General features: G+C 35.0%; 17 protein-coding genes and 1 pseudogene. 11 read left to right on the plus strand and 7 right to left on the minus strand.

The window, feature by feature from the left end; genetic code table 11:
* Window positions 1–146: 146 nt before the first annotated feature.
* The 3 genes from EKL99_RS01805 to EKL99_RS01815 form a co-directional block, all read right to left on the minus strand.
* Window positions 147–3,062, minus strand: a complete 2,916-nt coding sequence (locus EKL99_RS01805; protein ID WP_126576283.1) for an FAD-binding and (Fe-S)-binding domain-containing protein — start codon at window positions 3,060–3,062, stop codon at window positions 147–149.
* A gap of 97 nt (window positions 3,063–3,159) precedes the next feature.
* Window positions 3,160–5,088: a glucosamine-6-phosphate deaminase gene (gene nagB, locus EKL99_RS01810; protein ID WP_126576284.1), complete on the minus strand. Its 1,929-nt coding sequence runs from the start codon at window positions 5,086–5,088 to the stop codon at window positions 3,160–3,162.
* A 115-nt stretch (window positions 5,089–5,203) separates the two neighbouring features.
* Window positions 5,204–5,953, minus strand: a complete 750-nt coding sequence (locus EKL99_RS01815) for a DeoR/GlpR family DNA-binding transcription regulator (RefSeq protein ID WP_126555976.1) — start codon at window positions 5,951–5,953, stop codon at window positions 5,204–5,206.
* Window positions 5,954–6,231: 278 nt separating this feature from the next.
* On the opposite strand from EKL99_RS01815, the gene EKL99_RS01820 reads away from it, so the two are divergent.
* From EKL99_RS01820 to EKL99_RS14825, 11 genes and pseudogenes are all read left to right on the plus strand, one after another.
* Window positions 6,232–9,294, plus strand: a complete 3,063-nt coding sequence (locus EKL99_RS01820; RefSeq protein WP_197037192.1) for a SusC/RagA family TonB-linked outer membrane protein — start codon at window positions 6,232–6,234, stop codon at window positions 9,292–9,294.
* An 11-nt stretch (window positions 9,295–9,305) separates the two neighbouring features.
* Entirely contained in the window at window positions 9,306–10,601 is a 1,296-nt protein-coding gene (locus EKL99_RS01825; protein WP_126555981.1) for a RagB/SusD family nutrient uptake outer membrane protein, read from the plus strand.
* Between the two features lie 175 nt (window positions 10,602–10,776).
* A complete protein-coding gene (gene murQ / locus EKL99_RS01830) occupies window positions 10,777–11,604 on the plus strand; it encodes an N-acetylmuramic acid 6-phosphate etherase (RefSeq protein WP_126555983.1) in 828 nt (275 codons plus the stop codon).
* 41 nt (window positions 11,605–11,645) lie between these two features.
* Window positions 11,646–13,154 (plus strand): sodium:solute symporter, encoded by a 1,509-nt coding sequence (locus EKL99_RS01835; protein ID WP_126555986.1) that lies wholly within the window; start codon window positions 11,646–11,648, stop codon window positions 13,152–13,154.
* Between the two features lie 50 nt (window positions 13,155–13,204).
* Window positions 13,205–14,413, plus strand: coding sequence for an anhydro-N-acetylmuramic acid kinase (locus EKL99_RS01840; RefSeq protein WP_126576286.1), 1,209 nt, complete (start codon window positions 13,205–13,207; stop codon window positions 14,411–14,413).
* Window positions 14,414–14,464: 51 nt separating this feature from the next.
* Complete coding sequence (locus EKL99_RS01845) at window positions 14,465–15,736, plus strand: acyltransferase family protein (protein WP_126576287.1); 1,272 nt, start codon at window positions 14,465–14,467, stop codon at window positions 15,734–15,736.
* Between the two features lie 143 nt (window positions 15,737–15,879).
* Window positions 15,880–17,409: a glycoside hydrolase family 10 protein gene (locus EKL99_RS01850; RefSeq protein WP_126562203.1), complete on the plus strand. Its 1,530-nt coding sequence runs from the start codon at window positions 15,880–15,882 to the stop codon at window positions 17,407–17,409.
* A gap of 26 nt (window positions 17,410–17,435) precedes the next feature.
* Window positions 17,436–18,710, plus strand: coding sequence for an MFS transporter (locus tag EKL99_RS01855; protein ID WP_126460066.1), 1,275 nt, complete (start codon window positions 17,436–17,438; stop codon window positions 18,708–18,710).
* Between the two features lie 167 nt (window positions 18,711–18,877).
* Window positions 18,878–20,491 carry a glycoside hydrolase family 3 protein gene (locus EKL99_RS01860; RefSeq protein ID WP_126576288.1) on the plus strand — a complete coding sequence of 538 codons (1,614 nt, stop codon included), beginning with the start codon at window positions 18,878–18,880 and terminating at the stop codon, window positions 20,489–20,491.
* A gap of 204 nt (window positions 20,492–20,695) precedes the next feature.
* Complete coding sequence (gene nhaC, locus EKL99_RS01865; protein ID WP_126460073.1) at window positions 20,696–22,162, plus strand: Na+/H+ antiporter NhaC; 1,467 nt, start codon at window positions 20,696–20,698, stop codon at window positions 22,160–22,162.
* Window positions 22,163–22,256: 94 nt separating this feature from the next.
* Window positions 22,257–22,487, plus strand: a pseudogene (locus EKL99_RS14825) (integrase core domain-containing protein); the annotation flags it as partial.
* A gap of 110 nt (window positions 22,488–22,597) precedes the next feature.
* On the opposite strand, the gene EKL99_RS01875 reads toward EKL99_RS14825, so the two are convergent.
* The 4 genes from EKL99_RS01875 to EKL99_RS01890 all read right to left on the minus strand — a co-directional run bounded on the left by EKL99_RS01875 (window position 22,598) and on the right by EKL99_RS01890 (window position 26,376).
* Entirely contained in the window at window positions 22,598–24,382 is a 1,785-nt protein-coding gene (locus EKL99_RS01875; protein ID WP_126568927.1) for a DUF885 family protein, read from the minus strand.
* A 165-nt stretch (window positions 24,383–24,547) separates the two neighbouring features.
* Window positions 24,548–24,727 carry a hypothetical protein gene (locus tag EKL99_RS01880; RefSeq protein ID WP_126460079.1) on the minus strand — a complete coding sequence of 60 codons (180 nt, stop codon included), beginning with the start codon at window positions 24,725–24,727 and terminating at the stop codon, window positions 24,548–24,550.
* 9 nt (window positions 24,728–24,736) lie between these two features.
* On the minus strand, window positions 24,737–26,029 hold the full coding sequence (locus EKL99_RS01885; RefSeq protein ID WP_126562206.1) for a type II toxin-antitoxin system HipA family toxin: 1,293 nt from the start codon (window positions 26,027–26,029) through the stop codon (window positions 24,737–24,739).
* A complete protein-coding gene (locus EKL99_RS01890) occupies window positions 26,029–26,376 on the minus strand; it encodes a helix-turn-helix domain-containing protein (RefSeq protein ID WP_126556010.1) in 348 nt (115 codons plus the stop codon). Before EKL99_RS01890 ends, EKL99_RS01885 begins: the two co-directional genes overlap by 1 nt.
* Window positions 26,377–26,586 lie beyond the last annotated feature (210 nt).

The following is a 26,586-nucleotide window of genomic DNA, read 5'->3' on the forward strand; positions in this document are numbered from 1 at the left end:
TATAAAACAATTTTAATTAATGGAGTTTCTCTAACTATTTTTTTATTTATTTTTTATAAAAGTTAAATCAATTTTTTTTTATAGTAAATAAGTCAAATTTTGCTATTCATCTAATTAAAAAATAATTTTAAAATCAGCTGCAATTATTATTTCAACCAGCTTTTTAGAATCGTGACCGGATGCAAGGCTTTTCTACTGGTACCATCAAAAATCTGATGGCGGCAACTAGTTCCTGCTGCTGCGATAGCCACTGTTGCATCAGTAGCTCTTATTTTTGGGAACAAGGTGTCTTCTCCCATTTGCATGCTGATTTCATAATGTTCTTTTTCATAACCAAAAGAGCCAGCCATACCACAACATCCCGAATTATAAATCGTAACTGAACTATTTTTAGGGACATTCAACATTACAAAAGTTGCTTCCATAGTACTCAATGACTTCTGGTGACAATGTCCGTGAATTTTTATTGTTTTTGCAACATCAGAAAATTGTTCTGGATGAATTTTACCTTTTGTAATTTCATTTTTAAAAAACTCTTCAATCGTAAATACATGTTGTGCTAATTTTTCAGCACCTTCCTTATCGTCAGCCAATCGAATGTATTCATCTCTAAAGGTCAATATTGCTGAAGGTTCTATTCCTATCAACGGAAAATCAGTAGTAACATAATCCGAAAAAACAGTTACGTTTATGTTTGCGATTGCTTTGGCTTCTTCCAGAAAACCTTTAGAGATAAAAGCCCTTCCGCTTTCCTCATGATCCACCATAATTACTTCATATCCTAATGCTGTCAATAACTCGTACGCATCAATGCCTACTGAAACATCATAAAAATTAGTAAATTCATCACAAAACAAACATACTTTTCCGTTTACAAAAGAATCACTTGGTGCTTGATTCCAATTTTTCTCATACCATTTTCTAAAGGTTTGCTGAGCCAAAGGCGGTACTTCTCTTTTTGAGGCAATTCCCATGGTTTTTTTTACCAAAGGCAAGTTCAGCATGAAATTCGTAAACTTTGGAGTGATACTCCCCAGTCCATTTAATTTCGCATTAAAAGCAAATACTTTATTGCGCCATGAAAATCCATTCGCTTTTTGATAGTGGTACAGAAACTCTGATTTCATTGCTGCCACATCCACATTACTGGGACATTCACTGGCACAAGCCTTGCAGCTCACACACAACTCAAATACCTTATATAATTCTTCATGATCGAACTTATTGTCTTTTTCTGAATGCGTCAAATATTCCCGCAGCGCATTGGCTCTGGCGCGCGTCGTATCTTTTTCATTCCGCGTGGCGCGATAGCTAGGACACAAGGTTCCTCCGGCCGAAGGTAATTTTCTGCAATCACCAGAACCATTACATTTTTCCGCAGCACGCAAAATCCCCATACTATCAGAGAAATCCTGAATAGTTTGTATTTCCGGTTCTACTCTCCCCGCTTCCATCCGAAGGTTTTCATCCATTTTGAAAGCGTTTACAATTTTTCCCACATTCAAAATGGTGTTGGGGTCAAAAGCATGTTTGATTCTTTTCAATAATTCATAATTCTGTTCTCCAATCATAAAAGGTAAAAACTCTCCACGAACAATACCGTCCCCATGTTCCCCGCTCAAGGAACCTCTGTATTTTTTGACTAAAACAGCCACTTCGGTTGCGATGTTTCTAAATTGGTGTATCCCTTCTTTTGTTTTCAAATTCAAAACCGGACGCAAATGCAATTCTCCTGCACCGGCATGCGCATAATAAATAGCACTTTGACCATGACGCTCCATCATTGCGGAGAATTCAGCAATATAATTAGGCAAATCACTCAATTCAACAGCGGTATCTTCAATAGAATCTGCCGCTTTATTGTCGCCAACAATACTGCCTAAAAGTCCAAGACCTGCTTTTCTCAGTTCATTTACTTTATCAATATCTGCTCCGTAAATTTTTGGCAAAGCATACCCAAAATTATTTCGTTCTAAATCGGAAATCAAAGCATTGGCCTGTAATTCAGCATCTTCCATACTGTGATACGAGGCTACTTCAAGCATGATAACCGCTTTTGGTTCTCCTTGAATGAAAAATCTATTTTTAGCCTGTTCCCGGTTGGTTTTGGTACAATCTAATATGGTGTCATCCATCATTTCACAAGTGTACAAATGGTGTTTCATTGCGGTAACCACAGCTTCTAAACTTTCCTGAATGGTATGAAAATGGGCCACTATCATCACATTATTTGTTGGCGGTAGCGGATCTACTTTCAGCGTAATTTCAGTGGTAAATGCTAAAGTTCCTTCGCTTCCACAAAGGAGTTTTCCTAGATTTATAGTGCTTTCGGTTCCTCCAAAAAGTTCCGATTTCAATACTAAATCAACTGCATATCCGGTGTTTCTTCTGTGAATTTCAGGTTTCGGAAATTCTTTTGTAATCTCTTTTTGGTTTTCTGTGTTCGAAAGTTCCTCATAAATAGTCTTGTAAATAGAACTTTCAAGCGTGTTCCCTTTTGTTTTTTCAATGAATTCAGCAGAAGTCATTTCTTTAAATACTGCCGAACTTCCATCACTCAAAACTGCTTTAATTTCCACAATTTTATCTCGGGTAACTCCGTACCGAATTGATGTAGTTCCAGATGAATTATTGCCTACCATTCCGCCTATCATACAACGATTGGAAGTCGAAGTATTGGGGCCAAAAAACAATTCGTGCGGTTTTAAATATAAATTCAGTTCATCCCGAATTACTCCTGGTTGTACGGTAACGGTTTTTTTAATAGAATCAAAAGCAACAATCTTTGTAAAATGTTTCGAAACATCCACGATTATTCCACTACCTACAGTTTGACCTGCCAATGATGTTCCGGCAGTTCTAGGCGTAATTGAAATTTTATTTTTTGCTGCAAAGCGAATAATTTTTACAATATCTTCCTCTGATTTTGGAATCGCTACAGCAAGCGGCAGGATCCTGTAGGCCGAAGCGTCAGTGGCATACAATGTTTTATGAAGGTCATCATATAAAAGAATGCCTTCTAATGATTGAGATAGTTCTTGTAACGGAGGCGTAATTGACATATTGTGGAGTGAATTGCTGTTATTTTCACAAATATAAATATATAGTGATTTATAATTTTAAGAATAAAAGCTAAAGTTTGTGATTTCTTTCTTTCTTTCAGTAATTAAAACGTTTGAAAGCTTCAATAGCTTCATATTCTGCGAGACCTAGATCGTCATATAATTTAGCTGTATTCTTATTACGATCTTCGGCTCTTACCCAGAATTCTCTGGAATCATTTCCTTGGAACATCACCCTATCCTTTTGAGATTGGTGGTATAAAATGGCATGTCTTTTTAGTAAAACTTCATCCGGGCTCAAGGGTACAGCCATGTCAATTTCATGAATATCCCATTCATGCCAAGCGCCTCTGTACAACCATAACCAACAATCATTCATAAAAGGTTTTGATTTCAGTTGTTTCATGGCCCCAAATATCGCATTCAAACATACTTCGTGCGTACCATGCGGATCTGCCAAATCTCCCGCTGCAAAAACCTGATGTGGTTTTATTTTTGCAATGATGTCCTTTACGATTTCAACATCTGCAGTTCCTAATGGGTTTTTCTTAATTTGTCCGGTTTCATAAAAAGGAAGATCTAAAAAGTGTGCATTTTCATCTTTTAAACCAATATATCTAATGGCGGCATACGATTCTCGGCGTCTAATAAGTCCTTTCAGTTTTCGAACTTCTAAAGAGTCAATTTGATTTTCGGTTTTATTATTTAAAAAGTCAATAATGGCAGTAAAATTAATCTTAGTGGCGTCATCTCCTACAAAATCATTAGAAACTTCGGCAAATTTTAAGGCTTCATCATCTGTAACTGCAATATTTCCTGAGGTTTGGTAAACAACATGAACATCATGTCCTTGTTTAATTAGTTTAGAAAAAGTTCCTCCCATAGAAATCACATCATCATCCGGATGAGGACTAAAAATAATAATCCTTTTCTTGGCAGGATTAGTTCTTTCAGGTCGATACGAATCATCTGTATCAGGTTTCCCTCCGGGCCATCCTGTAATAGTATGTTGCAAAACATTAAACATATTTATATTCAAATCGTAAGCTGAACATTCCTCTTGCGCTAATAGATCCGACATACCGTTATTATTGTAATCCCTATCAGTCAGTTTTAAGATAGATTGACTGGTATGTTGGCACAGCCAAACTATGGCTTTACTTTTTAATTCAGGGATCCAAACACAGGCGTCAACTAACCAGGGCGTTTTAAATCGGGTTAATTCCGAAGCGGCAGATTGGTCTAAAACAAATGTGGTATTGGTGTGATTTTGCAAAAAGGTAGCAGGAACTTCAGAGCTAATATCACCTTGAATAGTTCTTTTAATAATATCGGCTTTATTTTGGCCCCAAGCCATTAACACAATCCTTTTTGATCTTAGAATCGTTGAAACTCCCATAGTTATTGCTCGCTTAGGAACATTTTCAATCCCATTAAAATCAGAGGAAGCATCGACTCTTGTAATATGATCTAAAGTGATAATTCGGGTACTGGAATTAATGTGAGACCCAGGTTCATTGAATCCAACGTGTCCGGTTCTCCCAATTCCTAAAAGTTGAAAATCGATTCCACCCGCTTCTTTAATTTTCAGCTCGTAATCAACACAATGTTGATTTAAATCGGCAATAGCTATATTTCCGTTAGGAATGTTAATGTTTTCAGGATTAATATCTATATGATCAAATAGATGCTGCTGCATGAAATAATGATAACTTTGACTGTTCCCTTTGGCCATTGGATAATACTCATCCAAATTAAAGCTAATAACATTACTGAAACTCAAGCCTTCTTCTTTGTGGAGACGCACGAGCTCATCATAGACTTTTGTCGGGCTGGAACCTGTTGCTAAACCCAGAACACACGGTAAGTTTTGAGATTGTTTTAGTTTAATCAATTCTGCTATTTCACGGGCAACAATTATTGAAGCTTCCAAAGCATTTTTAAAAACCTTATTGTGAATTTTTTCAAATCGAGTAGTTTCATATTTGCCTGGCTTAACGTAAGATAAAAGTTGAATTGCACTCATAATTATTTCGGAATTTAAGAATATTAATAAGGCAAATATAAAAAAACATCCTAAATAAATGCAACTTTATGCGTTAATTTAGGATAAATTATTAAATAACGCATAATAATGCAATTTACAATACCTGAACACCGGCTTTAATATACTCTTCTAATATAGGATTTTTGGGATTTAGATCAGTTATTAAAGTATTTAGTTGGTTAAGTTCGCTAACAACGTAAGGCATTTTAGTATTTAGTTTTTCAGAAGAAACCATAGTAACTACCTTATCTGAAGCTTTCATCATTGCTTTTTTCACAATAGACACTTCGTAACCCATTTCTGTAAGACCCAAACGAACATTTATACTACTGGCCCCCATAAAACAAATATCTGCTTTTAATTTAGACAATACATGCACCACATCCAATCCAATCGTAACCATTGCATTTTTTTGCATTTTTCCTCCAATAAAAATCAACTCAACATTAGAATGTTGTGAGAGCTGCATGGCTATTGGCAAACTATAAGTATAAATAGTTGCTTTCAGATCAGATGGAATTAATTTAGCAAAAGCAAGGTTTGTAGTTCCCCCACTCATAATAATGACCTGTCCATCAGTAATTAGAGAAAGGGCTTTATTTCCTATTATATCTTTCTTATCTCGATTCACAATCGTGATATCAAAAATATTAGCAGGCTTATCAATAACAGGAAATGCTCCCCCATATACTTTTTCAAGAAGACCTTTTTTATTCAATTCTATTAAATCTCTTCGTATTGTATCTTCCGAAATATTCAATTCCAAGGCTAAATTAATAGTACTAACTTTTTGATTTTCATGAAGTTTACCCATTATGTATTTATGTCTTTCTACTTTTAGCATTTCAATTAATTAAAAATAATGCCAAAGATATAAATATTTGAACTAGAATAAATACATGTTGCTTTATATTATTTATGAGATGCATTATTTAAATAATATAAATGATAAAAATTATTCGAAATCAAACTTAAATTGCATTATTATGCGTTATTAACAAATAAATTGAAAAATATATTAATAATGTCGCATTTATATGCAATTAATGGATATATTTGTTTTCTAACCCTAAAATAACCCCTACAATTATGAAAAAATTATTCCTAATTTTATTATTGTTTTTGTTAACCCTAGGTGCTTTTGCACAAACAAAAACAATTACTGGAACTGTCAAAAACAAAGCGGATGGCATACCTATTCCTGGGATTACTATCACCTTAGATGGAACTTTTAAAGGTAGCGTTTCGGATCTTGATGGAAAATACAGTATTTCTGCTTCCACAGGAGATGTCCTTACATTTAGCTATTTAGGATTCGCTACTTCTAAAGTAAAAGTTACTGCAAACAGCAGTACAATTAATGTTGGGATGTCTGAAGAGCTAAATACATTAAATGAAGTGGTTGTAATGGGATCAACCATTCGAACTACAAGGAAAGAAATGGGTAATGCTGTAACAAGTATTAAATCGTCAGATTTGGTTAAAACACAACCTAACGGACTTGCATCTGCCTTGCAAGGCAAAATTGCAGGAGCACAGATCACGCAAAATTCAGGTGATCCCTCAGGAGGGTTTTCAATTAAATTAAGGGGTACTTCTTCTATTTTGGGAGGGTCTGATCCGCTTTATGTTATCGATGGTGTGGTTATCAGTAACAGTAGTGCTAATATTTCAAATCCTGAGATTGGTGGTAATACAAACTTAGTAATAGGACAAAACCGAACTTCCGATATCAATCCAAACGATATTGAAAGTGTAGAAGTCCTAAACGGTGGCGCCGCAGCAGCTATTTATGGATCTCGTGCAGCAAATGGTGTTGTAATTATTTCTACTAAAAAAGGAAAAGCTGGTAAAGATTCGTACACTTTTTCAACAAGTTTGGTTGTCAATTCTTTACGCAAAAAATTAGATGTCAATCTTGTAAATAAACAATTTGAAATACCTGCAGCTAGTGGAGCATTATTTCCAATTACTGGATTTCCTGCTAGTTCAGCCACTACTGTCCCTGTAAGTCGAGGTTTAAATCAAGCTGGCGTTCCTCAAGGGCTTACAAATATGGACACTCGTTTAAAGAATGTAACTCGTTATGATTTTCAGGATGATATTTTCACCACTGGTATTGGTACTGACACGTACTTCTCAGTCGCAGGCGGTAATACTAACACTAAGTATTTTGCATCGGTTGGTTATCTAGAAAATGGTGGTATTGTAAAAAACACCGATTTCAAAAGACTAGGTCTAAATCTTAAAGTTCAAAATAAAATCAACGAAAAGCTTTCTGCTTCTTTTGGAGTAAATTATGTTACCTCGCGCTCTGAAGACAAGCCTGATGGGAATGTTTTTTACAGTCCGATGAATTCTTCGACGATCAACAATAATATTTATGATATATCTACACGCGATGGTAATGGTAATTTATTAGCAGTTGATCCAGGTCGTGTTAATCCACTCTCTGTTATTGAAACTTTCAAATTTGGACAGCAAACCGATCGTGTGATCGCAAATGTACTATTGAATTACAAGCCTTTTAAAAATTTCAATGCTGACTTTATTGTTGGTTTAGACAATTTTAACCAAAAAGGATTTGGCTTTATTCCTAGATTTCCTTATGCACCAGTTAATGTAGGCACTTATAACGATGGATTTGTGTCAGAAACCGATAATAAAGTTTATCAATTAAACAATGATTTAAATCTTAGGTACGTTTGGAATATATCAAAAGATTTTACGGCAACAACTTATGCAGGATACAATGTGCAATATTATAGAGACAAACTTTTTTCTGTTCAAGGACGAGATTTAAAACCATTTATTGAAAATATAAATGCTGCCAATACTATAATAGGTGGTTCCGCTTCTTCTGCAGAAACAAATTATAACCTGTGGGGCGTTTATCTTCAAGAAACTTTTGGCTATAAAAATAAATTATTTGTAACCGCTGCTATTCGACAGGACGCATCCACAATTTTCTCAGCCGATGTAAGAAGACAAATTTATCCAAAAGTGAGCGGAAGTTATGTGCTTTCCAGCGAGGAGTTTATGAAAGACAGTAAAGTGAGCACTGCAAGACTGCGAGCTTCATGGGGAGAATCAGGAAACTTAACGGCGATCGGGGCTTATTCAAGATTTACTAACTATTCTACAGGTAACCTCTTTGGACAAACCTCTTTTACACTTGCGGGGAACAGCCGCGGAAATTTAGGATTAATACCAGAACGCAATGTATCTTATGAAGTAGGAGCTGATTTTGGATTCTTTAATGATAGATTAACACTTTCTGGAACTTATTATAAAGCTGACATTAAAGATTTACTATTGCGTGTACAAGCAGCACCGTCAACTGGCGCAACTTCTTCTATTGAAAATTTAGGTGAAATGACTAATAAAGGGTTAGAATTTACAGTGAAAGGTATAGTTGTTAAAAGTGAAGATTTTAACGTTGAGATTTATGGTAACATGAGCCGAAACAGAAATGAAGTTACTAAATTAAACCAACCGTTCTTTTTATTAGATTCAAATCCTGCGGGTGCTCCGATTGCGGTTCAGCTGAATCGCCCTGTTGGTACTTATTTTGGAAGTTACTATGCACGTAATCCTGATGGCAGCTTGTTACTTATGCCCGATGGATTGCCGCAAACAGAACGCGGAAACACAGCAACTGGAGTAATTCAAAGAAATGCAAATGGACAACCGTTTGGTGATGTTTTAAATAAAGAGATTGGCGATCCAAATCCAGATTTCATCTATGCTTTTGGCACCAATGTTAACTATAAAAAATGGGGTCTTTCTGTTTTATTGGACGGTGTGAGCGGCGGAGATATATGGGATGCTGATTATAGAACACGTCAAGGTACTGGTGCTGGACAATTAGTTGCTCAAGAGTTAAGAGGAGAGTTACCACGTGGTTATGTTTATTCTATTTATAACATTCAAGAATTTCGAATTGTTGATGGTAGCTATCTTAAACTAAGAGAAGTTTCAATAAATTACTCTTTTGGTAAAATGAACAACTTCTTTGAGGACTTTACAATAAATCTTAGTGGTCGTAACCTTTATTCATGGGATAAGTTTACAAGCTATGATCCTGAGGTAAATTCTGGTGGACAATCAGCTGTGGCAAGATATAATTTTGGAACAATTCCAATTCCTCGTACTGTTGCACTAGCGCTTAAATTTAAATTTTAATACAAAGAAAAATGAAAAAATTTATTATTTTATCAGCTCTTATGAGCTTGTTTCTAACCTCTTGCGATGAAGAATTTTTAGATCCAACGCGCGCTTCAGAAGAAGATGTGTTTTCTTCACGCGATGGTTTAGTTGGCGTTGCCAATGGGCTACAATCACGATTTAGTGTTGGACGCCAGAGTCCGTTTGGGTATGCTATCATAACTGCAAATGGATTTACGACAAATGAGCTTGGTGCTCCTCAAGGCGGAAATGCAGATGAAGTTGCATTATTTGCTGGTTCTGGAGAGGTTTTACCAGTTAACGGAGTGGTAAGCACTATCTGGGCGCAAAGCTTAATTCTGAACTCGGAAGCTCAAAAGGTGATCAATAATATTGATCGCATTAGCTTACCAGTTGAAAAAGCCAGCGTACTAGTACATGCGTCAATTTTCAAAGCTTTAGCTTTGGGAAATTTAATTCAATTTTTTGAAAGAGTGCCAATCTCAACTGAAAAAAATGCCGTTTTTAATTCACGTGCCGAAGTACTTGCAGTAGTAATTAAAACCCTGGAAGATACCAAGACTTCGTTGCCTAGTGCAACTGGTTTTTCTGGTTTGGTGGGTAATTTAAATTATACCAACACGGTTAATGCTCTTTTGGCTAGGTTTTATCTGATGTCCGGAAGTGCAAATGATTTAGATAAAGCACTAGAACATGCAACATTAGTTAATTTATCTGTCCGTTCTAACTTTCCTTTCGATGCTGTAAATCAAAATTCAATTGCAGCAACTGCATTTTTAGTTGCGAATAATTATCAGCCAATAGGACGTACTTTAGGTTTACCTGCAGCATTACAACCAGTCACAGCTGATGGGCGTATTAATTTTTACATCAATCCAATTTCTACACCTTCAGCAGTTAAAGGAGCTGGATTTTGGAGTGGTGTAGGTTCTTCAGTCCCTGTTTATTTGCCAGGTGAAATGATTTTGATCAGAGCAGAAGTATTGGCACGAAAAAATCAGTTGCCGCAAGCTATTATAGAAATTAATCGAATATTACAAAAAACGGCAGCGTCTGATGCGTGGGGTGTTGGCGCAAATTTGCCCGCCTATTCTGGAGCAGCTGACCAAGCAAGTGTGCTAACAGAAATATATAGAAACCGTTGTATTGAGTTGTTTATGTCTGGTTTGAAACTTGAAGATACACGTCGATTTAATCGTCCAGCTAGTGGAACTGTAGGAGCAGAAAGAAACCGTAATTGGTATCCTTACCCAGATTCAGAAAGATTTAACAATACAAATACTCCTGCTGATCCAGCTAATTAAAACTTAAACAGAATCGAGGCGATTAATCTATTTTTTATTTCGCCTCGTTTTTTCAAACTAGTAAAATCCACTTTTATAGTTCTATTGTTATATACAAAAGGTTTGCAATGACTGCATAAAAATAGTTTATGGGTTTCTTTGCGCACTTTTTTATCCAAATTAATTTACACAAAAAATGAAAAAGAATAATACTGATACAGAACAAGAATCCCTTTATTCAAATTTAGACAAAATGAGTACTCAGGAACTACTTCTAAATATCAATAAAGAAGATATGAAAGTAGCTGCTATAATTGAAAAACAAATTCCAAATATTGAAAAACTGGTAGACAGTATCGTATCTAAAATGAAACTGGGAGGCCGTTTATTTTATATTGGAGCCGGCACTTCTGGAAGAATTGGAATTCTTGATGCTTCAGAATGTCCCCCTACTTTTGGAGTTCCCGATAATTGGATTATTGGTATCATAGCCGGAGGTGATTCCGCCATTAGGAAAGCCGTAGAAAATGCTGAAGATGATGTTCATCAAGCTTGGAGAGATTTATCGGCATATGCCATTTCAGGTTTAGATGTGGTTATAGGAATTGCTGCTTCAGGAAATACACCCTATGTCATCGGTGGTTTAAACAAAGCCCGTGAAAATAATATTATCACCGGAAGCATTTCTTGCAATAGTGAAAGTCTGATTTCAAAAGAAGCTGATTATCCTATTGAATTAATTGTAGGACCAGAATTCCTCACTGGAAGTACAAGGATGAAAGCAGGTACCTCGCAAAAATTAGTGCTAAACATGATCTCTACCTCAGTTATGATTAAACTAGGACGAATTTATGGGAATAAAATGATCGATATGCAATTATCCAATAATAAATTGGTACAAAGAGGAATAGAAATGATTGTTGAAGAACTCCAAATAGATGAAAATTCAGCTTCTAAATTGTTAGAAAAACATAAAAGCGTAAGAGCAGTATTACTCAATCAAAATAAAAATCTTGATATTTAACGCTCCGTTATTCAAAAATACAAACTCCTAAAGATTATAAAATGACACCAAATGCAATCCTGATCCTTATAATTGTTTATTTTGGTATATTGTTCTATATATCACATATAGTCAGCAAGAAAGATGATAGTAATGAAGCATTTTTTAAAGCTAATAAAAATTCAAAATGGTATTTAGTAGCTTTTGGGATGGTAGGTACTGCTCTATCAGGAGTCACATTTATTTCAGTTCCAGGAGAAGTTGGTGCTCCAAGCGGAGAACAATTTAAATACTTTCAATTTATACTGGGGAATGCTATAGGATTTATTATTATTACTAAACTGCTATTACCCATATATTATAGGATGAATTTAACATCTATATATGGCTATATAGAAAAGAGAATGGGTTTCTATAGCTACAAGACTGCAGCTACTATTTTTTTAGTTAGTAGAACTATTAGCTCCGCATTTAGACTTTATCTAGTAGTTATAGTACTGCAGCGTTATGTTTTCGATTTCTATAAAATCCCTTTCTTCTTGACAGTACTAATATCATTGCTTTTAATATTTTCTTACACCTACAGAGGTGGTCTTAAAACAATAATAATTACTGATACTTTACAAACTTTTTTCCTGGTAACTTCTGTTATTCTGACTATTTATTTCATTTGCGACAGTCTCGATTTAAATGCGATTGGTGCATTCAATGAAGTAAAAAACAGTAACTACTCGAAAGTGTTTTTCTTTGACGATTTTATGACTAGTAAATTTCACTTTGTGAAACAAATTATAGGAGGCATGTTTGTTACGATTGCAATGGTTGGTCTTGACCAAGATTTGATGCAAAAAAATTTAAGTTGTAAAAATATTGGCGAAGCTCAAAAAAATATGTTCACATTTACCGGAATCTTTGTTGTTATCAATATTTTCTTTCTTAGTGTTGGTGCACTTCTCTATATTTATGCAAATAAGAATGGAATCACCGCTCCTCTTGATCTTATTACAAATAAACCCAGAACCGATTTATTATTTCCTGAAATTGCATTAAATCATCTATCAATAATGCCTGCTATTGTATTTTTATTAGGGATTATTGCCGCTACTTTCGCAACAACTGATTCAGCATTGACAGCACTTACGACCTCTTTTTGTGTAGATTTCCTTAATATGGATAAAACGGAAAATCTTAATAAAAAAAACATGGTGAAAACTAGATATTTTGTACACATTAGCTTTTCTGCATTAGTGTTTATTGTAATTCTAATTTTCAACTCTATTAATGACAGTTCTGTGGTCGGAATGATATTCAAGGTTGCTTCCTATACTTATGGGCCTTTGTTGGGGTTATATTCTTTTGGTATATTTAAAAAATCAAAAAAAGTAAATGACAAACTAGTACCTATAATCTGTCTATTATCACCAGCACTGACTTATTTTATTAGCGAAAATTCTAAAACACTACTGTTTGGGTACGTATTTGATAATGAGTTAATCGTACTAAATGGACTACTTACGTTTATAGGACTATACCTAGTAAGTAAAACTTCTAATGAAGAATTACATTTTTAAAATCATCTGCAAAATAAAAATAGTCCTTTAAAATTTAATTATTTGTGAATATGAATGTAAATATAGAATTACTTTATAAAATCGCTCAAAAACCTGCTCGCAAGATAATCGGACTAATGTCAGGTACATCCTTGGACGGCCTAGACGTAGCTTTATGCGAAATTTTAGATTCAGGCCAAAACACACAAGTCAAACTAGTAGAGTTTGATACCGTTGAGTATACACAAGAAATAAAAACAGAAATTCTAAAAGTTTTTGCAAAACAAAATATTGATTTCCACAGTCTGGTTTTATTAAACGAATGGATAGGTATGTTGCATGCTAACATGGTATTAAAATGCTTGGAAAAATGGGGAATTAAAAGTAATGAAGTTGATCTAATTGCCTCGCATGGACAAACAGTATTACACCTACCAAAAATTTTACATCAACAAGAAAAATTTCCAAACGCTACTTTACAAATTGGTGATGGAGATCACATTGCTGTAAAAACAGGTATTATAACGCTTTCTGATTTCAGACAAAAACACCTTGCCGCCGGTGGCGAAGGTGCCCCTTTAGCAGTTTACGGTGATTATTTAATTTTTGGTGAAAAAGGAGAAAATCGTATAATGCTCAACATCGGAGGTATCGCAAATTTTACCTATTTACCAATGGATCTAAATCCGGAAGAAGTTTTTGTAACTGACACAGGAACCGGCAACACTTTAATTGATGCCTTTACCAGATTCTATTTTCCAGATAAAGCCTACGACAAAGATGCTAAAATTGCTTTGCAAGGTATTGTGAATTCCTCACTTTTACAGATTCTTAAATCCAATCCATTCTTCGAAAAACCGTTTCCAAAAACTACAGGGGCAGAACTTTTCAGCATAGAATATGTTAGAAAAGCACAGAAAGAATCCAATACTGAAAACATTTCAATTCCAGATTTATTAGCAACATTAACACGATTCAGTGCAGAAACAATAGCCGAATCCATTCATTACGCTATAAAAAACACAAAATATAACACAGACAGTTTTACAATTTACATGTCTGGAGGAGGAACACACAATCCTTTATTAGTGTCTTGGTTAAAAGAATTACTAGCCTGTAAATTTTTAAAAACAGACATCTTAGGTATTCCAGGTGATGCAAAAGAGGCAATATTGTTTGCTGTTTTAGCAAATGAAACAGTTTCGGGAGGAAACTCTAATTTTGGATCACGTGAAGGTATTCCTGCGGTTTCGATGGGAAAAATTTCCTTTCCTACTTAAAAATAAGAACCTGATAAAAAATCACTTCTCCTTTTTGAAAAAAATAAAAAAATGATAAAAGAACGTTTAATTTCACTAGATGTATTTCGAGGATTTACCATTTTATTAATGACTATTGTCAACAACCCGGGAAGTTGGGCCGCTATTTATCCGCCTTTGGCACACGCAGAATGGCACGGCTGTACTCCGACCGATTTAGTTTTTCCCTTTTTTATTTTTATAATGGGTAGCGCAATCCCTTTTGCAATGCCAACGAAACAATTTGACTCTGTAGTTTTTAATAAAATTATAGTTCGATCCTTACGAATTTTCTGTTTAGGATTATTTTTAAATTATTTCAGTAGAATTGAATTATTGGGCTTAGAGGGGATTTCCTTGTTACTGCTCAGGCTAATAATAACCTTTGCAGTCGCTTATGCACTTTTAGGAAACTTTAGTTTAAAAATTAAAACCTATCTCGTTTTTGGAATTTTCACAATATTACTAATCTTAGCATACAGTCCAATTGAAGCATTTCAGGATGTACGAATCCCAGGAATTTTACAGCGAATAGGAATTGTATATTTTTTTGTCTCTCTTTTGTATTTAAAAACAAATCTGAAAACACAACTTCTGTTTGCTGCATCAATTTTATTGGGTTATTGGATTGTAATGGCTTTTGTTCCAGTTCCGGGATTTGGTGCCGCAAATTTTGAAAAAGGGACCAACTTAGCTGCGTGGTTGGATAATTTAGTATTAAAAGGACATCTGTGGAGTTATTCCAAAACTTGGGATCCAGAAGGAATTTTGAGTACTTTACCTGCTATTACAACTGGAATTTTTGGAATGCTCATAGGTCAGGTATTAAACTTAAAAATTCCAAAAATTGAAATTATCAAAAAAACAGCTATCATAGGAATTGCTTTACTGATTACAGGTTTGCTTTGGAGCATCGTATTTCCTATAAACAAATCACTTTGGACAAGCTCTTATGTATTGTATGCTGCTGGTATTGCCACAATATGCTTAACCCTATTATACTGGATAATTGATGTTTTAAATTATAAAAAATGTATTAAACTGTTTTTAATTTGGGGGGTAAATCCAATGATTGTATTTTTCTTTTCTGGCATTATTCCAAGAGTTCTAAGCTCGATTAAAATTCAAAATCCAGAAATTTCAACCGAACAAATCAATCTTCAAAATTTAATTTACAACTTATGTATTGTGCCTATTTTTAAAAATCCGTTGAATGCGTCACTAGCTTATGCGCTAACATATGCTGTTTTTTGGTCTCTTATACTTTGGTTTTTTTATAAAAACAAACTGATTTTTAAAGTATGATACCTAAAAGTAACATGATTTATTTATTTACTAAAAAACGGCAAAGAAATTGCGCTGATAAAAAAAGTCGAATTTTAAACCCATTTTATCGGGTAAATTTCACTAAAAAAACTATTTTTGAATACTTTATAAACAATACTCTAATGAAAAATCGCAAGCACACTCTTTTGCTTATTTTATTCTTTTTACTATCTTTTTCGATTGGTAACGCACAAACATCCGCTACAAATCCCAAAAATGAATTTAGAGCCGTTTGGATTGCTACAGTGGTGAATATTGACTGGCCTAAAATGAGTACTGATAATGTTGCCAAACAAAAAGCAGATTATATTGAGATTTTAGAGGCTTATAAAAAATTAAATTATAATGCAGTCATTGTTCAGATTCGAAGTGTTGGTGATGCTTTTTATCCAACCCAATTAGCACCTTGGTCCCGATTTTTGACCGGTAAAGAAGGACAGGCACCAAAACCTTATTTTGACACCTTAGCGTGGATGATTGCTGAAACGCATGCCAGAGGTTTTGAATTTCATGCTTGGATGAATCCATACCGAGCCACAATGGATTACAATACTGCACTTTTAAGTCCTCAACACGATTTTTTTAAATATCCCGAATGGATGATAAAATATGGTGGTAAATACTATTACAATCCTGCTTTGCCTGAAGTTCAAAATCATTTGACAGCTGTCGTGGAAGAAGTCGTTACAAATTATGACATTGATGCCATTCATTTTGATGATTATTTTTATCCGTATAAAATAAAAGGCGAATTATTTGACGACACTGATTCTTTCAAAAAATATGGAGATGGATTGGATTTAGCGGATTGGAGACGTAAAAATGTGAATGATTTTGTAAAAAGTGTTTCAATATCGATCAAAAAAATCAAACCGTGGGTGCAATTTGGCATCAGCCCATTTGGTGTCTGGAGAAATAAATCAGTAGATTCAAGAGGTTCCGAAACGGAATCTGGGCAAACTAATTACGATGATTTATTTGCTGATCCGTTAGCGTGGATGGAAAACAAGTGGATTGATTACCTTGTTCCGCAGCTATACTGGAGTATGGATCACCCTAAAGCTTCCTATTCGAAATTGTTGCGTTGGTGGTCTGAAAATTCAACAAATACGGCAATCTATATTGGTAACGGATCATACAAAATCAATACCGACTCTGACAAAAGATGGAATAATCCATACGAAATCCCCAACCAAATAGACATTACCAGATCATATAAAAATATTCAGGGTAATGCTTTTTTTAGTGCCAAATCATTTTTAAACAAAAATCAAAGTGTGACTCGATTACTGGAAAACAACCAATACAAATATCCTGCACTTCCTCACGTTGTTCCAAATTTTGTCAAAAAAGTAATCGCTGTTCCAAGGGCAAACGCACTGGTTAAAAATTCGATTTCTTCTAGTTTTTATGTTCCTTATCCTGAAAATAGTCAAGTGCGTTATGTGATGGTTTATGGATCTACATCTGAAACACAAATTGATGTGAATGATCCGAGCCAAATCATCAACAAAATTGCTTTCAATGAGAAAAACCCAGTTGAAATAGTAATTCCTACTTATAAATTAGATAAAAATAATTCCTGCGCCATTACATTCATCGATTTTTATGGCAATGAAAGTGAAGCTGCTTTTGTCAATTTTACGCTATAATTTTAATTGAATATAATTTGCCTTAAATGAAAACAGACAATAGACCCTGGTATTGGATTCCCGTTTTAAACTTTGCTTCAGGCTTGCCGTATGCTATTATTATTTCGGTTTCGGTAATAATGTATAAAAACCTAGGAATCAACAATGAGGATATTGGCATATATACCAGTTTACTATATTTACCATGGGTAATCAAACCGCTGTGGAGCCCTTTTATTGACCTCTATTCGACTAAAAGAAAATGGTTTTTGAGCATGCAATTACTGATTGCAGTTGCATTTTTGATTGTGGGTTTGACCATTCCTATGAATAATTTTTTCATGCTAAGTCTAGCTGTTTTTTGGATGGCGGCATTTGCATCAGCCTCTAATGATGTGGCCAGTGATGGCTTTTACATGTTGGCTTTAGAGAAAGACCAACAATCCTTTTTCCTTGGAATCCGGAGTACATTTTACAGACTTTCTATGCTTACCGGAAACGGATTAATTGTAGTTATTGCTGGTTATCTGGAACAGGAATATGGAGACAAACAAAAAGCATGGTCCTACACCATGGTAATTGTAGGATTAATTATGACGGTAATTACCATTTACAATTATTTTTCGACTCCAAAAATTGAAACAAAAATTGCAGAGGCAAAAACGGAATCAGTCCCAAATAAAAGCTTCGGAGTTGTTTTTGCTACTTTTTTTCAAAAGAAACAAATTGGTTTAGTTTTGGCTTTCATTTTATTATTCAGATTAGGAGAATCTCAGTTATTAAAAATGTTAACTCCTTTTTTAATAGATCCTATAACTGCAGGAGGCATGGGCTTAACCACACAGGATGTTGGCGTTATCTATGGGACTTTTGGCGTGATTTCGCTTACTTTGGGCGGCATCTTAGGCGGTATTGCCATTTCCAGAGATGGATTAGGAAAATGGATGTTACCCATGATTTTAGCCATGCACTTACCTATAATAGGATTCATACTATTATCCCATTTTCATCCCGGTTCCGTTTTCTATATTTATGCGACGGTGATTGCGGAACAATTTGGTTATGGTTTTGGTTTTGCGGCTTTCATGATGTACTTGATTTATGTGGCTGATGGCGAATCAAAAACCTCTCACTACTCTATTGCAACCGGATTTATGGCGTTAGGAATGATGCTTCCGGGAATGTTGAGCGGATTTATTCAAGACTATTTGGGCTATGGAAATTTCTTTATTTGGGTGTTTTTGGCAACCATCCCTGGATTAATTTTATCCCGCTTTTTGATTTTTCCTGCAAATTTCGGTAAGAAAACAGAACAAGAATAAACAAACTAGCTTTTTTTTAAACATATAAGTCATATAAGTTTATTTAAGAAAGTAAGACTCTCTTAAAAATAACTGTTTTTTCACAACCCTTTTAAATAATTATTTATTCTGTGTAATTTGACTTACGTGACTTATTTGTTTAAAATTAACATCATATTCATTTTATAATGACAATAGAACAAAAAATAGGACAATTTTTTTTTCCAGCCGTTTTCATCAATGATACTGAGGAAAACATTCAGGCTACCGAACGATTAATAAAAGAGCACAATATAGGTGGATTGACTTTTTTTCACAGCCGTGCCAGTGCAGCAACCAATTATGAAACTACAAAAAAAGTAGTCCTGAATGATGGTAGTTTTCAGCGTTTAAAAGAACTCATAATCAGATATCAAAATTGTGCTACGACTCCGTTATTAATGAGTATTGATGCCGAATGGGGATTGGCTATGCGCGTAGAAAAAACACCACAATATCCGTATGCGATTACCCTTGGCGCTTTGCCTGACAATAAAAAAAATCTGGTTTATGAAGTGGGCAAACAAATAGGTTTAGACTTAAAATCAGTTGGGATTCATTATAATTTATCGCCATTGGCGGATATCAATAACAATCCGAATAATCCTGTAATTGGCTACCGTTCTTTTGGTCAAGACAAAAAAAAAGTAACTGATTTTGCGCTGGAATATCTCAGAGGACTTAATGATACTGGTGTTTTAGGCTGTCTCAAACATTTTCCCGGACACGGAAATACTAATGTTGATTCGCATTTGGGATTACCTATTTTAAAAGAAACTCTCGAAGAATTAGTAGCCAATGAACTGGTTCCGTTTATAAAAGGAATTGAGAACAAAGTCGATTCGATTATGATTGGCCATTTGGCAGTTCCTGCTTTGAACGAAGGAAAAAACACTTCGGCAACGCTGTCAAAATCCGTGATTGAAACCCTTTTGCGCAAGCAATTGGGCTATGATGGTTTAGTGATTTCGGATGCTTTGAATATGCACAGCGTTTCTAAATTATACGATCAAAAAGGGCAACTGGAATGGGAAGCTTTTAATGCTGGTAATGATATTTTGTGCTTTGCCGAAAACGTACCCGAAGGAATACAGGAAATCCTAAAAAACGCAACTCCGGAACGGATTGAAGCTAGCTTTAACCGGTTGTGGAAATGCAAACAAAAAGCAGGTATTATAGACGGAAATTCTAAATTACCGCATCTTTCCCGGAATGCTTTTGATTTTAAAACCACTTCTGAATTAAACTCAAAAATTGCTCAAAATTGCATTACTAAAATAAAAGACACCCGCAATACCGTTACGCTTTTTGATGCAAAAAACGGAGCGAATCTAGCCAAAATAAGTCTGTATAAAAACACTGAAAATTCTTTTTTTAAAAATTTATCGGCCGCATTGCCTTGTCCTGAATTTTGCTATGAAAGAGGAGATACCATAGCCCTGAATGAATTAGATGAACTGCTACTAGATTTTGATACTATTCTTATTGCTTTGTTTGTTCCAAAAGCCAAACCAATGAATAATTTTGATATAGAGGATTTTGTATTGCAGTATTTAGAAAAATTATTTATTTCAAAAAAGTGTTTTTTATATGTCTTTGGAAACCCGTACGCATTACAGATAATTCCTAACTTAAGTGCTACTGCAGGAATCGTTCAAGTGTATCAGGATTTTTCGGAATTTCAAGAAACAGCAGCACACCAATTACTGGAAAACATGGAGTGTAAAGGAGCTCTGCCGGTGCAAATATCAACTATTGAATAGACTCATAAAATATTTGATTTTTTCTAAAAAGGACTACGGATTGTGAAAAATAGCCAAAAAATAAATTCCGAAATATTTTAAATCCCGAATGGTTTAATTTGAAAATTCTACTAATAAAATCTACAAAAAACCAAAACCGATAGAGCAGCCACTTTAGGATATAAGGCTTTTTTTTATCTATATTGCACATCCAAACACTATAGAATGGATATAAAAATCAACAAAAATAAAGAATTATCAATAGGACAAGCGTTGATTCCTGTTCTAGCGCTCATCATGCTGCTAGGTTTTAATGTATTCGTTTACGGTGATGATGCTTTGAGCGGAAGCAATCAATTTGTACTCTTGCTGGGTGGAGCTGTTGCAGCAATTATAGGTTTTTTTAATAAGGTTACCTATCAAAAAATGATTGATGAAGTGGCTGAGAACATCAAATCAACCGTAGGCGCTATCCTGATCTTACTTATGGTTGGAGCATTAGCGGGAACTTGGTTGGTAAGTGGCATTATTCCTTCGATGATTTATTATGGGTTACAAATTTTGAGTCCAACGGTATTTTTGCCTGCTACATTGCTAATTTGTTCTATAATTTCTATTGCTACCGGAAGCTCCTGGACCACCAGTGCTACGGTAGGTATAGCATTAATTGGTGTTGGTGGCGCATTGGGTTTTGATTTAGGAATGGTTGCAGGGGCCGTTATTTCCGGAGCCTATTTCGGAGACAAATTATCGCCCATGTCAGACACAACAAACCTCGCCCCTGCTATGGCCGGAACCGATTTGTTTACGCACATCAGATATATGATGATAACAACAATTCCTACGTATATTATTACTCTAATTTTGTTTATTATTCTGGGTTTGACAGTGGATATTAAAGGAGATGTGGATATAAAAACACTGCTGAATGATATTGAAAGTTCTTTTACTGTTTCGGGATGGTTATTTATAGTTCCCGCTGTTGTTATTGGATTAATCATAAAAAAAACAGAACCGCTAATTGCTCTTTTAGCAGGAACTCTTCTGGCTGCTGTATTTGCAATTCTATTTCAACCTCACATCATCAATCAAATTTCTGGTGTCAACAACATGACTTTACAATCCGGTTACAGAGGAATAATGGATGCCATAACAACTAAAGTAAGCATTCCTACTACAAATGAAACCCTTGCGGATTTATTTACTTCTGGAGGAATGCAAAAAATGCTGGGAACTATATGGTTGATTCTTTGCGCAATGGTTTTTGGTGGCATTATGGATGCAATTGGCGCATTGGCAACAATTAGTAAAGCCCTCTTAAAATTAGCACACACCACTTTTGGTTTATTTGCGTCTACCGTAGGGAGCTGTTTGGCATTAAACATTACAGCTTCGGATCAATATTTAGCCATTGTAGTTCCGGGTAAAATGTTTGCGAAAGCCTATAAAAATAAAGGTTTAGCCCCTGAAAACTTAAGTAGAACATTAGAAGACGCCGGGACTGTAACCTCGGTATTAATTCCTTGGAATACCTGCGGAGCGTACCAATCAGGAACATTAGGTGTGCCAACATTAGACTATCTTCCTTTTGCCTTTTTTAATCTTTTAAGCCCTTTTATGACTTTATTATTTGCTGCTTTCAACATAAAAATAAGACAATTACAAAGTGATGCGAACAATACATCTATCTAAATAAAAGTTATCATGTAACCACTAATTCTCATCATCGATTTAGGAAACATCAAAACCTAATTCTAGATTTAGAAATAAATAAGAAAATGCTGTAGCTGAAAGAATAAATGGAATATTAAAGCAGGAATTTATGATTGACAAATACAATCTAGATTTAAAAGTTATGAAGCAAATTGTAAAAGAATCAATCAGCATATACAATGAATTAAGACCTCATTATTCTAATTTCATGCTGACTCCAAACAAAATGCATTTACAAAATCAAATTAAAATGAGGACATATAAAACAAAAAACACTTACAAAAACGTTTTTGCAAGTGTTTAATTAAATATTTTTATCTAATAATCTGTATCGGTTATTCAGGACAAGACAACTTAATAACTTCGTTAGGTTTTAAAAAAACTATTGTTTCCCAATTAATACTTATATTCTCCTTAGTTACTTTGTTCAGAAGCCCAATTATCCATATAAGTTTCAAACACATTTAAAGGCACGGAACCAACCTGCAAAATGGCATCGTGAAACTTTTTGATTTCAAACTTGCTGCCCAAGCTTTTGATGTATTTGGCTTTCAATTCCGAAATTTTCAATTCCCCTGTTTTATAGGAAAGCGCCTGTCCTGGCATTGCCATATATCTTTCTGTTTCTGAAACAGAAGCTTGCTGCTCTCTTCCCCCTTTTTCCATCATGTATTGGATTGACTCTTCTCTTGTCATTATTCCAGTATGCAATCCAACGTCTGTCACTAATCGTATCGCTCTAAATAATTCTGATTTGTAGGCAGCCAATTTTTGATAAGGATCGGTGTACAATCCTAGTTCATCACCCAATGATTCGGCATACAAAGCCCAGCCTTCAGAAAAAACGGAATAGCCAGCAAATTTTCTGATTTTAGGCATGGATTGATTCTCTTGCTGTAAGGACAATTGAAAATGGTGCCCCGGAATTGCTTCATGTATAAAAAGATTGTCCATCCCCAACTTATTGAATTTAGTAGCGTCAACGATTGGAACATTAAAATAACCGGGTCTGCTACCGTCCGTTGTGCCTCTTTCATAATTGGCTGCCGACGTCGCCGCTTTAAATTTTTCAATTGCCTTCACCTCGAAGGCTGTTTTGGGAACAATATTGAATAATTTTTTCAGCTTCGGCTCTATGATGGGCAGGATGGCTCTGTAACTTTCCAATATTTCTTCGTCAGTGGTGAAAGGAAAAAAGGAGGGATCAGTCAGGGCATGATTGAAAAATGCAGTTCGGTCTCCCTGAAAGCCAATTTTTATCTTGAGGTCATCGATCTCTTTAGTAATCTGTTCCACCTCTCGAAGTCCCGTTTGGTAAATTTCATCCGGTGTTTGATTGGTAGTGGTGTTTACTCCAACAAAATATTCATACATTGCTTTTCCATTGGGCAAATCATTGTAGCCCGATGTGGTTCTGGATTTTGGCAAATAAACATTTTTTAAATAATCGGCCAGTTTTCGGTAAGTAGGGATTATTTTAGTGTTGATTGCCTTTTGATAGGCCAATCGTATCGCTTTCTTTTCTTTTGCAGAAAAGGAGCTTGGCATATTCCGAACGGGTTCATAAAAGATATTTTTGAGTGTATCTGGCGCAATTTGAGCTTCCAGCTGCGGAATCATTTTAATCACCAAGGCTTTGGGAAGTACCATTTTCATTGCAACGCCTTTGTTAAAATTAGCTATCGCAGTATCGGCCCATATCGTAAAACCATCAATTCGTTTGAGCCAGTTTTCATAATCTTTCGCTGTTTTAAATGGTTGAGAACTTTTTCCTGAACCAAGAGAAGGTAATGAACTGGGATAGCCCCTAAACTGGCTAAAGGGAATGTATTCAAGATGGAATGTTTCTCTTTCCAGGGCTTGCTTTATTTGGAGACTTACGATGTCGAAAGAAATTTTATCAAAAGAATTCAGCTTGTTTCTATCAAACGATGCTAACTGTTTTTGATACACGATGGTAAAGTCGTGTTGTTTTTTTAGGTAGGGTTCAGCGATATCGTTCGGAAATAAATCGTTGTACCTGTTGTCGCCTCTTTGTGTAGCTGTCAATGGGTTTAATAGCAAGCCTTCTTCGTAATAATTATCTAGAAATTTGCCGAATTTAGCATTGCTTGAGTTTTTTTGTGCCATTACAATTGTGCCGGTGAAAACAAAAAGCAGGACTGCTGTTTTTCTAAGAAGAGATTTTAATTTATTCATATTAAGGATTATTTAGAAAATGATTTAATACTACACGCTTGATTAGTCTTTCGATTAAATGGCTGTTATTAGGGTATTTATGTTAATTTTTTTTTCAATATGCTAATTTATGTTTTATTTTTTTAACTATTGCAATTATTTAGTTTGTCCTCAAAGCGCTATTATTTACAATACCATTTCCAGTTTGTACTTTAACTCAAAATAGTTTTGATTTACTTCTATTACTTTTATACCGGCTTCTTCAATAGCGGTTAATTCTTCTTTTTTTGATCCATCTGCATCAAAATAGAAGAGTATATTTTTATCACATTCTGTAAGTGTTTGTATTACTTTGTCTGCAAACATGTTTTTTACTTATAAAATTAGATGTGATCTAGCAATACTCTCTTTCATTTTATTCTCCACATTTGCGGCTTCAGCGAATTCGTACCATCTTTTCACAGCCTGATCAATTTGCTGGATGATAGTATTCGCCTTTTTTATATTCATTGATTTTGCTACTGTCAGTAAATCTTCTCTGGTAATATAGGTTCTCTTTCCATTAATACTTAAGTTATGCTGACTTACCCAATCACTATCAGGGCGATAGGCAAAACAAATATCATAAGCAGGAGAAAGTTCCCAATCACCCTCTTTCTTTAGTCGAAATGCAAAGTTTTTTGTATGGTCATCACAATTGCGTGCTATTACATTAAACACCATCCTTCTGTATAACTGTTCCGCTTGTGGATACGGTAGTTTTAATAAACGCATGGTTTGAAACAACTGTTCGTAACTAAAACTCGTTATTTGGTTAAAGTCATAGTGTTGCATTGCGCATAACGTTTGTATGTGGTGTTTTTGATCGCCATTTTCTCTATCAAAACGTTTCGTCATGAAATGCGCTCTACCATTTTCTTCGTATAAACGGCATTCCATCATTTCAATTCCGGCTGCTCTTGCCATCAGATAATAAGCCATTTCAATTCTACCATAGCCAGTACTTGCACCAAACTGCACATCGCTTACCGTATCAAGTTTGATTAACCAATGTTCAAATCCTTTTGGGGCATTTGTTTGTCCGGATTTTACCTGTCCTGTTTTTTCGTTATAGGCAATAATGGCTTTTGGACGAGCACCACCAGCTGAGGTTCCAATTTTAAGGATGTTCATCATGGCTTCTTGCTCGTTTTGGTTTAGATTGGCTGTAAAACCTTCTCTTTTGTACAGCATTTTTTGAGAGATGGCTACCAAGCTATCCACTTCTATATCAAAAGCTCTTTTATTGACATTAAATTGGGAAGGTTCAAATTCAAGCGCACCCATACCACGGGTTCCTATAAAGCAAAGCATTTCAACAGGGTTCATACTGTTTTCCGGTCGACCATTTTGGGCCAGCCAACTGTTAATTAATTGGTTTCCATAATCATCTGGCAATACATCTGCCAGCAATCCAGGAAGTCCTTTAAATGTTTTAATTTCTTTTAATTCTGTGAAAGTAAAAATACGTCCACGAGCATTATTGGCAGGCATTTTTAATGGGGCTAAATCCCAGTTTTTCGCCAAGAATTTTGCCTCATATTCAAAACTAGCTACTCCCGTTTCTGTATTCCAAGCAACAGCTCCCACCGTTTCATTCCATATTTTAACAAATGCCGTTGTTATCATTACCAATCTGATTTTTTATTAGAATCATTGTCACTGTTTCTCGCTCGTTGTCTTTTTTGCTGATCTAGTTTAGCTAACTCTATAGGACTTATTTGTTCTTGTATCTTGAAAACCTCCATAATATAGAGAAGGTCTAATACTCTTAATACTTGTAGCAAGGTTGGGACTGTTATTGTTCCCCCTTTTTCTAGTAAGCTGAGTGTAGAACGGCTTATATTTGCGGCTCCGGCAACCTCTTCCTGCGTTTTGTTCTGCGATAAGCGATGGTGTTTAACAAAAGCACCGATGGTTTGTGCTAAAGCGTTATCGCTCATTGCTATCCAGTTTATGTATGATGTATCATTCATAAAGTAGTTATTTATGATTTAATGACTGATGTGTCATACAAATATAGCTAATTTTAACGAAAAACTCAATAAATAACTTTAAAAGACTATTTCATTAAGAATGTTTTGGTCTTCATCTTCATCTAAAATTTCCATCGGTACATATTCTTCACAAAAGGATTTAAATTTGTCTTCCGAATTTTTATCCCAGAAAATGATTCTTTCTTGATT

The organism is Flavobacterium sp. ZB4P23, assembly GCF_003970375.1.
Classification (GTDB): domain Bacteria; phylum Bacteroidota; class Bacteroidia; order Flavobacteriales; family Flavobacteriaceae; genus Flavobacterium.

Bases quoted from the DNA above. Each gene is read 5' to 3' on its own strand.
- EKL99_RS01805 (WP_126576283.1), bottom strand. From the start codon at position 3,062: ATGTCAATTACGCCTCCGTTACAAGAACTATCTCAATCATTAGAAGGC.
- nagB (WP_126576284.1), bottom strand. From the start codon at position 5,088: ATGAGTGCAATTCAACTTTTATCTTACGTTAAGCCAGGCAAATATGAA.
- EKL99_RS01815 (WP_126555976.1), bottom strand. From the start codon at position 5,953: ATGCTAAAAGTAGAAAGACATAAATACATAATGGGTAAACTTCATGAA.
- EKL99_RS01825 (WP_126555981.1), top strand. From the start codon at position 9,306: ATGAAAAAATTTATTATTTTATCAGCTCTTATGAGCTTGTTTCTAACC.
- murQ (WP_126555983.1), top strand. From the start codon at position 10,777: ATGAAAAAGAATAATACTGATACAGAACAAGAATCCCTTTATTCAAAT.
- EKL99_RS01835 (WP_126555986.1), top strand. From the start codon at position 11,646: ATGACACCAAATGCAATCCTGATCCTTATAATTGTTTATTTTGGTATA.
- EKL99_RS01840 (WP_126576286.1), top strand. From the start codon at position 13,205: ATGAATGTAAATATAGAATTACTTTATAAAATCGCTCAAAAACCTGCT.
- EKL99_RS01845 (WP_126576287.1), top strand. From the start codon at position 14,465: ATGATAAAAGAACGTTTAATTTCACTAGATGTATTTCGAGGATTTACC.
- EKL99_RS01850 (WP_126562203.1), top strand. From the start codon at position 15,880: ATGAAAAATCGCAAGCACACTCTTTTGCTTATTTTATTCTTTTTACTA.
- EKL99_RS01855 (WP_126460066.1), top strand. From the start codon at position 17,436: ATGAAAACAGACAATAGACCCTGGTATTGGATTCCCGTTTTAAACTTT.
- EKL99_RS01860 (WP_126576288.1), top strand. From the start codon at position 18,878: ATGACAATAGAACAAAAAATAGGACAATTTTTTTTTCCAGCCGTTTTC.
- nhaC (WP_126460073.1), top strand. From the start codon at position 20,696: ATGGATATAAAAATCAACAAAAATAAAGAATTATCAATAGGACAAGCG.
- EKL99_RS01875 (WP_126568927.1), bottom strand. From the start codon at position 24,382: ATGAATAAATTAAAATCTCTTCTTAGAAAAACAGCAGTCCTGCTTTTT.
- EKL99_RS01880 (WP_126460079.1), bottom strand. From the start codon at position 24,727: ATGTTTGCAGACAAAGTAATACAAACACTTACAGAATGTGATAAAAAT.
- EKL99_RS01885 (WP_126562206.1), bottom strand. From the start codon at position 26,029: ATGATAACAACGGCATTTGTTAAAATATGGAATGAAACGGTGGGAGCT.
- EKL99_RS01890 (WP_126556010.1), bottom strand. From the start codon at position 26,376: ATGAATGATACATCATACATAAACTGGATAGCAATGAGCGATAACGCT.